10 protein-coding genes are annotated in these 14,374 nt (G+C 72.9%); 3 read left to right on the forward strand and 7 right to left on the reverse strand.

All coding sequences use genetic code 11. The features are described 5' to 3' along the window. Positions 1-145: 145 nt before the first annotated feature. The 3 genes from ACIO3O_RS29290 to ACIO3O_RS29300 form a co-directional block, all read right to left on the reverse strand. A complete protein-coding gene (locus ACIO3O_RS29290) occupies positions 146-1,444 on the reverse strand; it encodes a cation:proton antiporter (RefSeq protein ID WP_401750982.1) in 1,299 nt (432 codons plus the stop codon). Positions 1,445-1,549: 105 nt separating this feature from the next. Continuing rightward, positions 1,550-2,503, reverse strand: a complete 954-nt coding sequence (locus ACIO3O_RS29295) for a hypothetical protein (RefSeq protein ID WP_401750985.1) — start codon at positions 2,501-2,503, stop codon at positions 1,550-1,552. 99 nt (positions 2,504-2,602) lie between these two features. Further along, positions 2,603-3,313 (reverse strand): TetR/AcrR family transcriptional regulator, encoded by a 711-nt coding sequence (locus tag ACIO3O_RS29300; RefSeq protein WP_401751239.1) that lies wholly within the window; start codon positions 3,311-3,313, stop codon positions 2,603-2,605. Between the two features lie 126 nt (positions 3,314-3,439). Between ACIO3O_RS29300 and ACIO3O_RS29305 the strand changes: the two genes are divergently transcribed. From ACIO3O_RS29305 to ACIO3O_RS29315, 3 genes are all read left to right on the forward strand, one after another. Next, positions 3,440-4,918 (forward strand): MFS transporter, encoded by a 1,479-nt coding sequence (locus tag ACIO3O_RS29305; RefSeq protein WP_401750988.1) that lies wholly within the window; start codon positions 3,440-3,442, stop codon positions 4,916-4,918. 277 nt (positions 4,919-5,195) lie between these two features. Beyond that, positions 5,196-6,407, forward strand: a complete 1,212-nt coding sequence (locus ACIO3O_RS29310) for a cytochrome P450 (RefSeq protein ID WP_401750990.1) — start codon at positions 5,196-5,198, stop codon at positions 6,405-6,407. Positions 6,408-6,421: 14 nt separating this feature from the next. Then, a complete protein-coding gene (locus tag ACIO3O_RS29315; protein WP_401750992.1) occupies positions 6,422-7,990 on the forward strand; it encodes a flavin-containing monooxygenase in 1,569 nt (522 codons plus the stop codon). 84 nt (positions 7,991-8,074) lie between these two features. On the opposite strand, the gene asnB is transcribed toward ACIO3O_RS29315, so the two are convergent. The 4 genes from asnB to ACIO3O_RS29335 all read right to left on the reverse strand — a co-directional run bounded on the left by asnB (position 8,075) and on the right by ACIO3O_RS29335 (position 14,324). Continuing rightward, positions 8,075-9,919 (reverse strand): asparagine synthase (glutamine-hydrolyzing), encoded by a 1,845-nt coding sequence (gene asnB, locus ACIO3O_RS29320; protein ID WP_401750995.1) that lies wholly within the window; start codon positions 9,917-9,919, stop codon positions 8,075-8,077. Between the two features lie 70 nt (positions 9,920-9,989). Beyond that, the gene (locus ACIO3O_RS29325; protein ID WP_401750997.1) at positions 9,990-10,781 is read right to left on the reverse strand and encodes a thioesterase II family protein; all 792 of its coding nucleotides are present in this window, start codon (positions 10,779-10,781) and stop codon (positions 9,990-9,992) included. Between the two features lie 7 nt (positions 10,782-10,788). Next, the gene (locus ACIO3O_RS29330; RefSeq protein WP_401750999.1) at positions 10,789-12,504 is read right to left on the reverse strand and encodes an ABC transporter ATP-binding protein; all 1,716 of its coding nucleotides are present in this window, start codon (positions 12,502-12,504) and stop codon (positions 10,789-10,791) included. Continuing rightward, positions 12,501-14,324: an ABC transporter ATP-binding protein gene (locus tag ACIO3O_RS29335; protein WP_401751000.1), complete on the reverse strand. Its 1,824-nt coding sequence runs from the start codon at positions 14,322-14,324 to the stop codon at positions 12,501-12,503. Before ACIO3O_RS29335 ends, ACIO3O_RS29330 begins: the two co-directional genes overlap by 4 nt. Positions 14,325-14,374: the final 50 nt, after the last annotated feature.

Genomic DNA, 14,374 nt, shown 5'->3' on the forward strand with positions numbered 1-14,374 from the left:
GCGCCCACCATTTCCGGGGCCGGCCCCCGACCGGAACCCCCCCGTCGGCCCAACCGGCGCGGGGGGGGGGGGGGGGCGGGGGGGGGCGCGGGGGGGGGCGGGGGCCCCCCCGCCCCCGGCCGCCCCCCCACGGCCGGTGTCCGGGTCAGGGTGTGCTGCCCTTCGCCAGCACGGTGCGCGGGAAGGCGGCCGCGGCCCGGGGCCGGGTCCGGCGTTCGGCGCGGTCGACCAGGGTGAGCAGCGGGCCGGTCAGGGCGGTGGTCACCAGAGCCATCGTCACCAGGGCGAGCACCAGCGGGGAGGGCAGCAGCCCGGCCCGGTGCCCGGCCTCCAGCACGATCAGTTCGGTCAGTCCCCGGGTGTTCATCAGCACCCCGATCCGCCGGGCCGGGTGCGGGCCGAGTCCGCCGAGCCGGGCGCCCACCCAGCCGCCGGCGAGTTTGCCCACGCAGCCCAGCACCAGGGTGGCCACGATCAGGGTCCAGGACGCGGCGGCGAAGGCCTTGACGAGGACGTGGACGCCGGTCACCACGAAGAAGACCGGGGTGATGGCCCGTCCGGCCCGGGACACCCGGCTCACCGGGGTGTTCCACGGGGCGCGGTCCTCGTGCGGCACGGCGAGTCCCACCAGGGCGGCGCCGACGATGGCGGTCATGCCCAGGTGTTCGGTCAGCAGGGCGGTGCCCAGGGCCGCGAGGCCGATGAGCACTCCGGTCGCGGTGGGCATCCGTCGGCACAGGGCGCGTGCGGGGCGGGTGCGCAGGGCGAGCCGGACCGCGAGGGCGCAGCCGCCGCCCGCGAGCAGGGCGAGGCCGGAGTGCCACAGGCCCGTCAGGCTTCCGGCGCCCAGACCGATGGCGAGGGCCAGCATGATCCAGCCGAGGCTGTCCATGACGATGCCCGCGGCCAGCGCGAGGCGGCCCTCCTGCGAGTCGCTCAGCCCGCGGTCGCCGAGGATGCGGGAGAGCACGGGCACGGCGGTGATGGACATGGCGACGGCGACCATGAGGACGAAGGACGGCAGCGGGACGTCCCCCCGGGCCGGGGTGTCGCCGGTGACCGTGATGATCCCCACCAGGAGCAGTCCCGTGCCCAGCGGCAGCAGGAAGGCGCCGAGGACCAGGGCGGTCAGCGGCCGCCGCGGGGTTCCGCCCGGCTGGGGCCGCAGCCGGTGGGCAAGGCCGACCAGGTAGAGCACGAGGCCCGTCTGGCCGACGAAGCGCAGGACGTCCAGGACGTCGGCGGGCAGCAGCGCCTCGAAGGTGGCGCGGTCGGACAGGGCGAGGACCAGGGGCCCGACGAGGAGCCCTGCGGTGACCTCGCCGATCACCTCGGGCTGGCGCAGGCGCCGGGCGGCCGCCCGTCCCGCGCCGGCCAGCAGCAGGGCGGCGGCCAGGGCGAGGGCGACGTGTACGAACAGGGGCAGGTGTGCCGGAGCGTCCATGACGGTGGTGGGGCCCTTCGTGGCCGGGGCGGCACGGGCGGACCGCCGCAGCCACGCGTGGCGGGTGCGGGCCTGCTCCGGTGCCGTGGTGGATGGGGGGCGGGCTCAGGCCTGCGGGTACTGCGGGTAGCGGGCCCGGATCGGTGCGCTCGCGCGGGGGCCGCGGGCGAAGACGTACTGCGTGGTGTCCAGGCGGCGGCCGGTGCGGCCGTCGACCACCACCGGGTCCGCCGCGCGGCCCGTGGCGGCCTCGACGACGATCAGGCTGCGCTCCTGCGGGACAAGTTCATGATTGCCCCAGGCTGCCATGACCAGCAGGAGCGGCCGCAGTGCCGCGCCGCGCGCGGTGGGCAGGTAGGCGGGGTCATTCGCCGGCTCGGCGGAGTTGACCAGGCCCGTCGGCCCGGCGGCGGTGAGCGAGGCCGTCGGCTCGACGGCGGCGTGCAAGTCCGTCGGCGCGGCGCCAGTAACCGGGGCCGTGCGCCCGGCAGCGGCGTGCAGCCCCGTCGGCCCGACAGCGGCGTACAAGTCCGTTGCCGCGGCGGCGGTAACCGGGTCCGTGGGCTCGGCGGCGGCGTGCAGGTCCGTCGACCCGGCAGCGCTCAGTAGCTCCGTCGACCCGACAGCGGCGTGCAAGTCCGTCGGCGCGGCGGCGGTAACCGGCTCCGTGGGCTCGGCGGCGGCGGGCAAGTCCGTCGACCCGGCAGCGCTCAGCAGCCCCGTCGGCCCGGCGGCGGCGTGCAAGTCCGTTGCCGCGACGGCACTAACCGGGTCCGTCGGCTCGGCGCCGGTAATCGGGTCCGTGGGCCCGGCAGGGATGAGCAGATTCCGGGTGACCAGGTCGGCGAGCCGCTCGCGCAGCACGTCCGCGGGCAGCTCCAGGTGGTGGCGTATCGCGGAGAAGCGGGTGTGGCCGTCGAGCACCTCGTGCAGGATCTCCAGCGTCCACCAGGGGCCGATGGCCTCGACGGTGCGCGCCAGCGGGCAGTCGGCGATCCGTGGCACGGCGGCATCCGTGGTACGCATCGCGTCGTGGCTGCTGTCCGGTTCGCTGCTCACCGTGGGCTCCCGGGCGGTCGGAAAGAGGTCTCGCCCCACCCTGCGGGTCCCCGGGCGGCCCGGTGGCCCGCAGGAAAGAAACCGGCAAGAGCCCGGCGGTCAGCCGCCGGAGGCCGGTGCGTGCCGCGCGTCCGGGCCGAGCAGTCCGTCAACGAGGGCCCGCACTCCCTGGGCGTAGGTGTCGCGCGACGACAGCGTCACCCACTGGTCGCCGAGCGCGGCCAGGTGCGGCAGGGCGGCCGTGTCGATGCCGTCGAGGAAGTGCTGGGTGTCGGCGGGCTGTTGGGCGGCGGGGCGCTGTCCGGCGGAGTGGGCCCGTACGAGAACCTCGCCGACGGTGAAGTACCAGATGGTGCGGAAGAGATGGACCGCCTGCTCGGGGGTGTGGCCCGCCTCGATGGCACTGGCCACGATCGTCTCGACCAGGCGCAGCGCGGAGGGGCTGAGCCGGGTGATGAAGCCGTCGGTGGTCAGCACCTCCGCGGCCCAGGGCCAGGCGGCGAGCGCGTCGTGGATCGAGGTGGCGGCCACGACGATGCGCTCGCGCGGGTCGCTCGGCAGCTCGGGGTGGGGGATGCGGTCCGCGTACTCGCGGATCAGCAGCAGGAGCAGGTCCCCCTTGTCCCGTACGTGGTGGTACAGGGTCGTGGTGCCGATGCCGAGTTCGGCGGCCAGTCGCCGGATGGTCAGCTTCTCCCAGCCCGCCTCGTCGATGAGCCGGCGCGCCGCGGCGAGGATCTGCGCGCGCGAGGTGACGGGGGGACGGCCGACACGGCCGTGCGCTGCTTTGGTCGGGGACACGCGTTCCATCATGCCTCGTCGTGCAGTTCGCACGTCTTCGTGGTCCACGCTCGACACCCCGCTCCTCGCGATGCTAATTTCAGAACACGTTCGAAAATACCCTGCACCGACGATTTCGCAAGGGACTGAGTTGCGGTGACCACGACAGAAACAACCAGCAAAGCCACGGCCTTAGCAGGGGGCGCCCGCCCCGAGCTCACCCTCGCCGCGGTCGCGATCGTGCAGTTCATGGTGTCGCTCGACCTGTCGGTCGTGAACGTCGGACTGCCCGAGATCGCCTCCGGCCTGGGGTTCGGCGAAGTCGGCCTGACCTGGGTCATTCACGCGTACGCCCTCACCTTCGGCGGCCTGCTGCTGCTCGGCGGGAAGATCGCCGACCGCTACGGCCACAAGCGCATCCTGCTGCTCGGCCTGCCGGTCTTCGGCCTGGCCTGCCTGCTCGGCGGCTTCGCCCAGGACCCCGGCCAACTGGTGGCGGCCCGCGCGGTCCAGGGCATCGGTGCGGCCGCGCTCGCACCGGCCGCGCTCGCCCTGCTGACCCGGGCGTTCCCGAGCGGGAAGCCCCGGGTCAAGGCCTTCGGGGTGTGGAGCGCCATGAACGCCGCGGGCGGCGCGCTGGGCGTCCTGATCGGCGGTCTGCTCACGCAGTACGCGGGCTGGCGGTGGGTGATGTTCATCAACGTCCCGATGGCCGCCGCCGCCCTGTTCATGGCCTGGCGCGGCATCGCCCGCGACGACGCCGTGGCGCGCCGGGGCCGCCCGGACGTGCTGGGCGCCGCCCTGGCCACGGCCGGTATGAGCCTGCTCGTCTTCGGCGTCGTACGCACCGACCAGTACGCGTGGACCTCGCCGACCACGCTGACGACCCTGGCCGCCTCGGTCGTCCTGCTCGCCGCGTTCCTGTGGGTGGAGCGGACCACGAAGCGCGACCCGCTGATCCGGCTCGGCCTCTTCTCCAACCGCTCGGTCGCGGGAGCCAACGCGTACAACCTGCTGCTCGGTGCCGCGATGGCCTCGGCCTTCTACTTCGTCTCGCTGTACCTGCAGCGCGTGCTCGGTCACGGGCCCGCCCTGTCGGGCGTCCAGTTCCTGCCCTTCGCGCTCGGTGTGGTGGCCGGGTCCGTGGTCGCCATCAAGCTGGGCTACACCGTCCCGGCGCGGAAGCTGCTGATCGGCGGCGGTGTCCTGACCGCGATCGGGTTCGCCTGGTTCGCCATGGTGAGCGCCGACGGCTCGTTCGCCGTCGACGTCCTGGGCCCGTCCCTGGTCACCAGCATCGGCTTCGGGCTCTGCCTGGCGCCGGTCGTCTCCACCGCCACGGTGGGCGTCGCGTCGCACGAGACGGGCACCGCTTCGGGCCTGCTCAACAGTTCCCGGCAGATCGGCGCCTCGCTCGGCCTGGCCGCCCTGGGCACCGCCGCCCACGACCGCACCGGCACCCGCTCCGGCCTGGACGCCCTCTCCGACGGGTACGGGCTCGGCATGGCCATCGGCGCCGCGCTGCTGATCGGCGCCGTACTCATCGCACTTGCCGTGCTGCCCCGCACCGGGGTCACGGCCCCGGCGCGGCAGCAGGAGGCGCCCGGTCGCGAACCGGTCCCCGAGGCGGGGTGATCCGTCTCCTCCCGTGTACGGCGAAAGGGCCACCCTTCCGGGTGGCCCTTTCGCCGTACACGGGGGCGGCCCGAAGGACGTACGCGGGAACGACCCGCAGGACGTACGGGCGGGCGACCCGCAGGACCTGTGCGAGGGCCACGGGCCGCACGTGCGCGAGGTCGACGGACCACACGTACGCGAGGACGACGGGTCGCGCGTGGGCGCCGGTGATCCGCCGGAAAGGAACGCGCAAGGTTGTACCCCCGGCCCCCCGGGGAGCTGTCACTCTCCCGCAATGAGTCAGTCCGCTCCGACGGTGCGGTCCCTGGACCTCACCGACCCGGCCACGTTCGTCGACCACGACCTCCACGCGTTCTGGCGCGAGGTCCGCGCCCAAAGCCCCGTCCACTGGCACGAACCCACCGCTCACCACCCCGGTTTCTGGGTGGTGTCGACCTACCACGACGTCCAATCCCTCTACCGCGCCCCGGAACTCGGCTCGACCCGCGGCAACGTCCTCGACGTGGTGCTGCGCGGCGACGACTCCGCGGGCGGCAGCATGCTCGCGGTCACCGACGGCCCGCGCCACCGGGCGCTGCGCAACCTGATGTTCCGCGCCTTCACGCCCCGCGTCCTCGGCTCCGTGGTGCAGCAGGTCCAGGACCGTACCGACGAACTGGTCCGTGCCGCGACCGGTTGCGACGAGGTCGACTTCGCCACCGAGGTCGCCGACCGGATCCCGATGAACACCATCTGCGACCTGTTGTCGGTGCCGCGGGCCGACCGTGCCGCGCTGCTCGACTGGAACAAGCAGGCGCTGTCGTCCCACGACGCCCACGGCACCGCCCTGGACGCGCTGAGCGCCCGCAACGAGATCCTGCTGTACTTCATGGAGCTGGCCGACCACCGGCGCAGGCACCCCGGCGACGACGTCATCAGCATGCTGGCGACCGCCGAGCTCGACGGGCGTCCGCTGGAGCTCGACGAGCTCGCCGTGAACTGCTACAGCCTCATCCTCGGCGGCGACGAGACCTCCCGGCTCACGGCGATCTGCGCCGTGCTCGCGCTGATCGAGCACCCCGGCCAGTGGCACGCCCTGCGCCAGGGCGAGGTCTCCCTGGACGCGGCGGTAGAGGAACTCGTCCGCTGGGCGACTCCGGGCATGCACCTGGCGCGCACCGCCGTCCAGGACCTCGAACTGTACGGGCACCGCATCCGGCAGCACGACATCGTCACGCTGTGGAACATCTCCGCCAACAACGACGAGACCGTCTTCGACCGGCCCCGGCAGCTGACCCTCGCCCGCTCGCCCAACAAGCACCTGGCGTTCGGCCACGGCCCGCACTACTGCCTGGGCGCCCACCTCGGCCGCGCCGAACTCAAGGCGCTGCTGGCCGCCCTGGTCGTACAGGTGGACCGCATGGAGCTGCGCGGGACCCCGCGCCCGCTCTACTCCACCTTCCTCACCGGCTACGAGAGTCTGCCGGTCCACTTCGCCCCGCGCTGAAAGGCCACCGACACATGAAGAAGAACATCTGCGTCATCGGCGCCGGCCCCTCCGGCCTGGTCACCGTCAAGGAACTCCGCGACGAGGGCCACGACGTCACCTGTTACGAGCACGCCGCCGAGATCGGCGGCGTGTTCCGCGCCGAGCTGGGCGAGGACGAGGCGGGCGCCTACGACTCCACGATGCTCACGATCTCCAACTACATGATGACGTTCTCCAGCTTCCCGCCGCCCCGGGGCCAGGAGCGCCGGTTCTGGTCCGCCGCCGAGTACCGGCAGTACCTGCACGACTTCGCCGACGCGTTCGGCCTCGCGGCCTTTGTGGTGTGCCGGACCGACGTGCTGAGCGTGGCCCGCGCCGAGGGCGGCGGCTGCACCGTCGAGGTGGCCCCGGTGGACGACCCGGCGGCGCGCACCGCGCACCACTTCGACGCCGTGGTGATCTCCACCGGCACCCACCGGGTCCCCCACCGGATCGAGATACCCGGCGAGTCGGAGTTCACCGGCGAGATCGTGCACTCCGCCCACTACCGCAACAACCGCCCGTTCCGCGGCAAGCGGGTGCTGTGCGTGGGCATCGGCGAGACGGCCGCCGACGTCGTCAACGAGATCGCGCAGACGGCACAGTCCTGCGTGCTGTCCGTACGCCGTCACCAGTCGGTGGTGGAGCGCTACCCCGGAGGCGGCGAGCACACCAACGACGCCTTCACCTCGCATCTGCTGCACTCGGTGCCGCTGGCGGCCGCGGGCGCCTTCATGCGGGCCGGGATGATCCGCACCAGCAAGCACGGCAGGACGGCGACCGCCCGCGCCGTGGGTGCCTGGAACGCCCGCAACAAGCACTTCTTCCACCACTTCCTGACGAAGAACGAGTCCTTCCTGCACCGGGTCGTCGACGGCTCCCTCACGGTCAACGCCTCGGGCATCGAGCGCCTGGGCGAGGACTACGTCCAGTTCAAGGACGGCCGCCGGGAGAAGATCGACACGATCATGCTGAACACGGGGTACGTCGAGGACTTCGGCCTGCTCAAGGACCAGGACATCGCCGACGTACGCGGCCTGTACAAGCACATGATCCACCCCCGGCTCGGCACCGAGGTCGTGCTCGTCGGCTGGGCCCGGCCCGCCGCCGGCGGGGTGCCCGCCTGCTCCGAGATGCAGGCCCGGTACTTCGCCCTGCTGTGCAGCGGCAAGCTGCACCTGCCGGACGGGGCCAAGTTGCAGGCCCTGATCGAGCGTCAGGCCTCGTACGAGAACGAGGTCTTCCACGGCAACCCCCGTCTGCGCACGCTCGTCCACTACAACCACTACATGATCGACTTCTCCCGGGTGATCGGCTGCTCGCCCTGGCGGCCCGCCCTGCTGCGCAGCCCCCGGCTGGCGTACAAGCTGTGGTGCGGCTCCCAGATGCCCCACATCTACCGGCTGTTCGGGCCGCACCGCGATCCCGCGACGGCGCGCAGGACCGTCCTGGGCGTGCCGAACGCGTTCAGCCTTCCGCAGGCCCTGGCCATCGCCGCGGTCAGCACGGTGTCCCGCGGGCTGATCGCCCTGGGGCTGATGAAGGCGGACCCCCGGTACTGACCGGCCGCTCCGCGCATGACGATGCCCCGCTCATCGAGCGGGGCATCGTCATGCGCGGCGGGCGGGGGGGGTCCCGCCGGCAGCTCAGTCCAGCAGGAGCTGCGGGTTGTGCAGCTCCAGCCAGGTGTGCAGATCGAGTACGCGCTCCACCCCGGCCCGCACCGCGATCGTCATCCGGGCCGGGTCCTGGGCCACGGCCTGCTGCGCCCAGTCGCGGTCGGCCAGGGCGAAGACCGGGGCGTCCGGCTCGGCGACCAGTTCCTTGAGCTGCTGCTGCAGGGTGGCGGCGTAGGACGCCTGCTGCGGGGAGGGGTAGGGGCTCTTGACCCGCTCCACCACCGAGCGCGGCAGCACCGGGGCGGCCGCCCCGCGCAGGAGGCTCTTCTCCCGCCCGTCGTAGGTCTTCATCGACCAGGGGGTGTTGTAGACGTACTCGACCAGTTCGTGGTTGCAGAACGGCACCCGCACCTCCAGGCCGACGGCCATGGACAGCCGGTCCTTGCGGTCGAGGAGGGTACGCACGAAGCGGGTGAGATGCAGGTGGCTGGTGGTGCGCATGCGGCGTTCCTGCGCGGACTCGCCGTCCAGGTGTTCCACCTCGGCCAGCGCCGTGGCGTACTGGTCGGCGGTGTAGGTCCCCACGTCGAGGGCCTTGCGCAGGCCCGGTTCGACGTGGTCGGTGCGTGCGGCCAGGCCCAGCGGCGGGATGACCGTCATCCACGGGAAGGTGCCGGAGTTCAGGGCCGCCTCGCTGTGGAACCACGGGTACCCGGCGAACACCTCGTCGGCCGACTCCCCCGACAACGCCACCGTGGAGTGCTCCCGGACCGCCTTGAACAGCAGGTAGAGCGAGTTGTCGAGGTCGCCGAACCCGATCGGGATGTCGCGGGCGCCCACGGCGGCGCGGCGCACCGCCGGGTCGGCGATGTCGGCGGCGTCGAGCATCACGTCGTGGTGGGCGGAGCCGACGTGTGCCACGACGTCGCGGACGAAGGGCGAGTCGGGGGTGTCGCGCATCACGTCCGGGACGAAGTTCTCCTCCTGGCCGGTGAAGTCGACCGAGAAGGTCCGCACCTGTTCGCCGCGCCGGGCCAGGCTCTGCGCGGCCAGCCCGGTGATGGCGCTGGAGTCGAGACCGCCGGAGAGCAGGACGCACTGCGGCACGTCGGAGATCAGCTGCCGGTCCACGACGCCGGTGAGCATGTCCCGTACCCGCTCGACGGTCTCTTCCTGGCTGTCGGTGTGCTCCAGGGCGCGCAGCCGCCAGTACGTGCGCTCGCGCAGGCCGCTGCGGTCGACGGTGATCAGGGTGCCGGGCAGCATCTCGCGCATGCCCTTCCACAGCGCCCAGCGGGGGGCCTTGGTCTGCGCGAACAGCTCGCGCAGGCCGTCGGTGTCGACCGCCTTGGGGACGTCCGGGTGGGCCAGGATGGCCTTGGGCTCGGAGCCGAACAGCACGCCGTCGCGCGTCGGGTAGTAGTAGAGCGGCTTGACGCCCATCCGGTCGCGCACCAGCAGGAGCTTCTGGTCCCGCTCGTCCCAGATCGCGAAGGCGTACATCCCGTCGAGGTGGTCGACGACGCTCTCGCCCCACTCCAGGTAGCCGCGGAGCACCACCTCGGTGTCGCTGTCGGTGCGGAAGGTGTGGCCCAGGCGTACCAGGCGGGTGCGCAGCTCCTGGAAGTTGTACGCCTCCCCCGAGTACACCAGGGCGACCTCACCGGCCCCGGTGTGCTCGCTCATCGGCTGCGCCCCGCCGGGCAGGTCGATGACGGCCAGCCGCCGGTGTCCCAGGCCCGCGTGGCCGCGCAGGTACACGCCGCGGGCGTCGGGGCCCCGGCAGGCCATCGTCTGTGTCATCGCGTCCAGTGCTGGGGCACGGTGTCTCAGGTCCGTGTCGAACGAGACCACGCCCGCTATTCCGCACATGTCCCGACCTCTTCCTTCCCGATGTTCAGTGGTGTGGCGAATGTGGTGGGGCCCGCCGGTGCGGCGGGCCTCATGGTGCGGACGGCCAGGGCACCGGTGAGGCCGCGGCCGCCGTGCGCGCCTGCTGCGCGAGCAGGGCGACGACCGCGGGGCGGTGTTCGTCGAGGTAGAAGTGGCCGCCGTCGAAGACGTGCTGGGTGCACGGCGCGTCGGTGACCGCCTGCCAGCCGGTGGCCTCCGCCGGGTCGATCTCGGGGTCCCGGTCGCCGTACAGGACGGTGACCGGCAGGTGCAGCGGTGCGCCGGGGCCGGGCCGGTAGGTCTCGCTCATCCGGTAGTCGCCCCGGATCACCGGCAGGAAGGCCTGGATGAGCAGGGGGTCGTCCAGCAGGTCCTGGTGGGTGGCCTCGGTGCGGCGCAGTTCCCGGACGAGTTCCCGGTCGTCGGCGAGGTGGACCTGGCCGGGCCGGTTCAGTTGCGGGGCGGGGTGCCCCGAGACGACCAGCCCGGCGGGTGGGTCACCGGCCCGCGCCAGGAGCCTGGCCACCTCGTAGGCGACCAGGGCGCCCATGCTGTGCCCGAACAGCAGGGTGGGCACCGGCGGCCCGCCGCGCGGCAAACCGTCCGCCGTCCGGGCGGCCAGGTCCTGGAGGTCGGCGGGTGCGGGTTCGCCGTAGCGGTCCTCGCGTCCCGGGTACTGGACGGCGAGGAGTTCGACGTCCCAGGGCGCGGCCTGGGCCCACGGCCGGTAGTAGCTGGCGCTGCCGCCGCCGTGCGGGAAGAGCAGGACGCGGGCGCGGGCGTAGGGCCGGGGGGCGAACCGGCGGACGGCGGTGGGCAGGAGCGGGTCGGTGACGGTCATCTGCTCCTCACTCCCCCGCCGCCGGTGCCATGGACAGGTTCCAGAAGTCGGCGTAACGGCCGCCGCGTTGCAGCAGTTCGTCGTGGGTGCCCTCCTCCACGATGTGGCCTCCGTCGAGGAAGGCGACGCGGTCGGCGCGGCGCACGGTGCGCATCCGGTGCGCGACCATGACGACGGTGCGGCCCGCCATCAGACGTTCGACGCCTTCCTGGACGGCGGCCTCGTTCACCGGGTCGAGTGCGGAGGTCACCTCGTCGAGCAGGACGATGGGGGCGTCCTTGAGCAGGGCGCGGGCGATGGACACCCGCTGGCGCTCGCCGCCGGACAGCAGGGCGCCGCCCTCGCCGACGTGGGTGGCCCAGCCGTCGGGCAGCCGCTCGATCACCTCGTCGAGGCAGGCGGCGGCCGCGGCCGCGCGCACCTCGGCGTCGGTGGCGTCGGGGCGGCCGAGCCGGACGTTGTCCTCGATGGTGCCGTCGAAGAGGTAGACGTTCTGGAAGACGATGGAGATCTGCGACATCAGCACGTCGGAGGCGATCTCGCGGACGTCGGCGCCGCCCACCCGGACCGCGCCCGCGTCCACGTCGTAGAACCGGGCGAGGAGTTGCAGCAGTGTGCTCTTGCCCGCGCCGGAGGGGCCGACGACCGCCAGGGAGGTGCCCTGGGGGACGCTCAGCGACACCCCGTCGACGACGGTGCGCTCGCCGTGCCGGAAGACGGCCGCGTCGAAGTCCACGGCGTGGCCGGTGGGGTGGACCGGGTCGGCGGGCTCGGGCAGGGGCTCGGTGCTCAGTACGGTGTCCAGCTTCGCCAGGACCGAGCGGGCGCCGCGGAGTTTGCCGCCGATGTCGGTCAGGGAGAGCAGCGGGTCGGCGCAGCGGGCGGCGAGCACCATGGTGGTGAGGGTCTCGGCCACGCCCAGGTTCCCGCCGAGCGCCAGGTAGGTGCCGAGGGCGAGCAGGGCGGTGAACACCGCCTGCACGGTCAGGGCCAGGCCGATCGCGCCGGGCAGTGCGGAGAAGGTGGCGCGGCGGGAGGAACGCTGGACCTCCTGCAGGGAGTCGTCGAGCAGGCGGAAGCGCTCACCGCTGCGGCCGCCGGCCCGCAGCACCGGCTGGGCCTGCAGGAACTCCACGACGCGGGAGGTGGCCTCCTCGTCGCGCACCGTGCGCTCCTCGTCGCCCGCGGCGGTCGCGCGTCCCGCCCACACCTGGATGCCGGCCACGACGGGTACGGCGACCAGTGCGGCGAGGCCCATCTGCCAGTTGAGGGCGAGCAGGACCACGACGATGGTCAGCGGGGTCACGCTCGCCGCGACGAACGGGGCCAGCAGGTGCGCGATGACGCTCATGGCGTCCAGGACGCCCCGGCTGGCCAGCACGGACACCTCGCCGATGCGGCGCGGACCGTACCAGCCCAGCGGCAGCCGGGCGAGGTGGTCGCCCAGACGGTGGTAGAGGCCGCGCAGCAGTGCGGAGCCCACGTGGAAGCCGGAGAGGTCGCTCAGGTAGCGCAGCACCGCGTAGAGGAGGAGCGCGCCGCCGAATCCGCCCAGCCAGGGCCAGGCGTCCTGGGGGGTGCCCCCCAGCAGGTTGCTGAGCACGGGGACGATCAGGGCGTAGGACAGGCCTTCGGCGATCGCGGTCGCCGTCATCAGCGCCACGGTGCGGCGCAGGGGTGCGGCGTACTGGTCGCCCAGGACGCGCAGCAGTGTGCGGATCATCGGGAGTCACCTCCGTGCAGCTCACCGTTGTCGGCGACGGCGGCCCTGTGGGATTGCCAGAAGGCGGCGAACCGGCCGTTCGCCGCCAGGAGTTCGGCCGGTCGGCCGCGTTCGACGATCTGTCCGCCGTCGAGCATCACGACGGTGTCCGCGTCGGCGATGGTCTCCAGCCGGTGGGCGATGACCAGTACGGTACGGTCCCCGGCGAAGGCCGCGAGGGCGCCGTGCACGGCCGCTTCCGTCTGCGGGTCGGCGAACGCGGTGGCCTCGTCGAGGACGAGGACGGGGGCGTCGGCGAGCAGGGCGCGGGCCAGCGCGATCCGCTGGGCCTCGCCGCCGGACAGGCCTGCGTCCTCGCCGATCACCGTGTCGTATCCCCGGGGGAGTTCGAGGATGCGGCGGTGGATGTGGGCCTGTTCGGCGGCCCGTTGCACGTCCTCGAGGTCGGCGTGCGGGACGGCGAGCGCGATGTTGTCGGCGATGGAGGCGCGCAGCAGCCGGACGTCCTGGAAGACGAAGGAGACCGTGCGGTACAGGTCGTCGGGTGCGAGGTCGCGCAGGTCGACGCCGCCGAGCTCGACGGTTCCGGCGGTGGGGTCGAAGAACCTCGGCAGCAGTTGCACCAGGGTGGACTTGCCGCTGCCGGACGGGCCGACGAGGGCGGTGACGGTGCCCGGTTCCAGGTCCAGGTCGATGCCGCGCAGCACCTCGTGGTCCTCGTCGTAGGCGAACCGGACGTCGCGCAGGCTCACCCGGTGCCCCTGGGGGGTGCGGGGGTTCTCCGGCTGGGGCAGCGGCTCGACCCGCAGGACGTCCTGGATGCGGCCGAGGGCGCGTCCGGCCGTCTGCATCTCGTCGAAGCCGTGGCCCAGGGCCGCCACCGGGGCGGTCAGTCCGAGGCCGAGCAGGACGAAGGGCAGCAGGTCGGCGGGGGCCAGCGAGCCGTTGGTGATCATGACGGTGCCGCCGGTCAGGACGACGAGCAGCACGAACGGCGGCGAGAGGACGAGCTGCATCCCGGCGGCGATCCGGGAGATGCCGTGCACCCAGCGGTTGAACGTGGCGACGAAGCCGTCCGCCGCGGTGCGGAAGGTCCGGTGGGCGCGGCCGGAGCCGCCGAAGGTCTTGACGACCGCGATGCCCTGGACGAACTCGATCACGGAGCTGGAGATCTTGCCCATGGCGGCGTCGAACTCCTCCTGCTCGCGCACGCGTTGGGGGGTCATCATCAGCGGGACCAGGGCGAGGGCGAGCACGACCGGGATCAGGGTGATCAGGGTGAGCCGCCAGTCGATGGTGAACAGGTAGACGAGGGAGGCCAGCGGCACCACGAACGCGGCCACCAGCTCGCCCGGCGTGTGCGCGATGAAGGGGTGTACGGCCTGGACGTCCTCGCCCACCACCTTGGCGAGTTCGCCGGTCCTGCGCCGGGAGAACCAGCCGATGGGGACCCGCCCCAGCTGGGCGGCGAGCCTGCGGCGCAGCGCCAACTGCACACGGCCGTCCAGCATGTGGCCGACGCCCGACGAGCCCGCCGTGAACAGCAGGCGGACGAGTAACCCGGCCGCGCCCAGGATCACCATCGTCCACACATGGCCGTGGTCGGCGGGGCCGGGGGCCAGCAGGCTGCGTCCCACTTCGACGACGGCCAGCAGGGGGGCCAGGCCCGCCAGGGCGCCGACCACCTGGAGGACGACGACGGCCGCGAAGCTCCCGGCGAACGGGCGCAGCAGTTCTCCCAGGCCCGCCCCGGCTGCGGATGCGGCCTCCGGCGGCCGGTCGGGCCGCCGGGCCGCCTCGGTCGAGTCGATGGTGCTCATCGGTCTCCCCTCAAGGTCACTGCACGTTCCGATCTATTTAGAAACACGTT

It is taken from the genome of Streptomyces sp. NPDC087440 (genome assembly GCF_044744005.1).
Lineage (GTDB): Bacteria > Actinomycetota > Actinomycetes > Streptomycetales > Streptomycetaceae > Streptomyces.

Coding starts and splice junctions, on each gene's coding strand:
- ACIO3O_RS29290 (WP_401750982.1), bottom strand. CDS start 1,444: ATGGACGCTCCGGCACACCTGCCCCTGTTCGTACACGTCGCCCTCGCC.
- ACIO3O_RS29300 (WP_401751239.1), bottom strand. CDS start 3,313: ATGGAACGCGTGTCCCCGACCAAAGCAGCGCACGGCCGTGTCGGCCGT.
- ACIO3O_RS29310 (WP_401750990.1), top strand. CDS start 5,196: ATGAGTCAGTCCGCTCCGACGGTGCGGTCCCTGGACCTCACCGACCCG.
- ACIO3O_RS29315 (WP_401750992.1), top strand. CDS start 6,422: ATGAAGAAGAACATCTGCGTCATCGGCGCCGGCCCCTCCGGCCTGGTC.
- asnB (WP_401750995.1), bottom strand. CDS start 9,919: ATGTGCGGAATAGCGGGCGTGGTCTCGTTCGACACGGACCTGAGACAC.
- ACIO3O_RS29325 (WP_401750997.1), bottom strand. CDS start 10,781: ATGACCGTCACCGACCCGCTCCTGCCCACCGCCGTCCGCCGGTTCGCC.
- ACIO3O_RS29330 (WP_401750999.1), bottom strand. CDS start 12,504: ATGATCCGCACACTGCTGCGCGTCCTGGGCGACCAGTACGCCGCACCC.
- ACIO3O_RS29335 (WP_401751000.1), bottom strand. CDS start 14,324: ATGAGCACCATCGACTCGACCGAGGCGGCCCGGCGGCCCGACCGGCCG.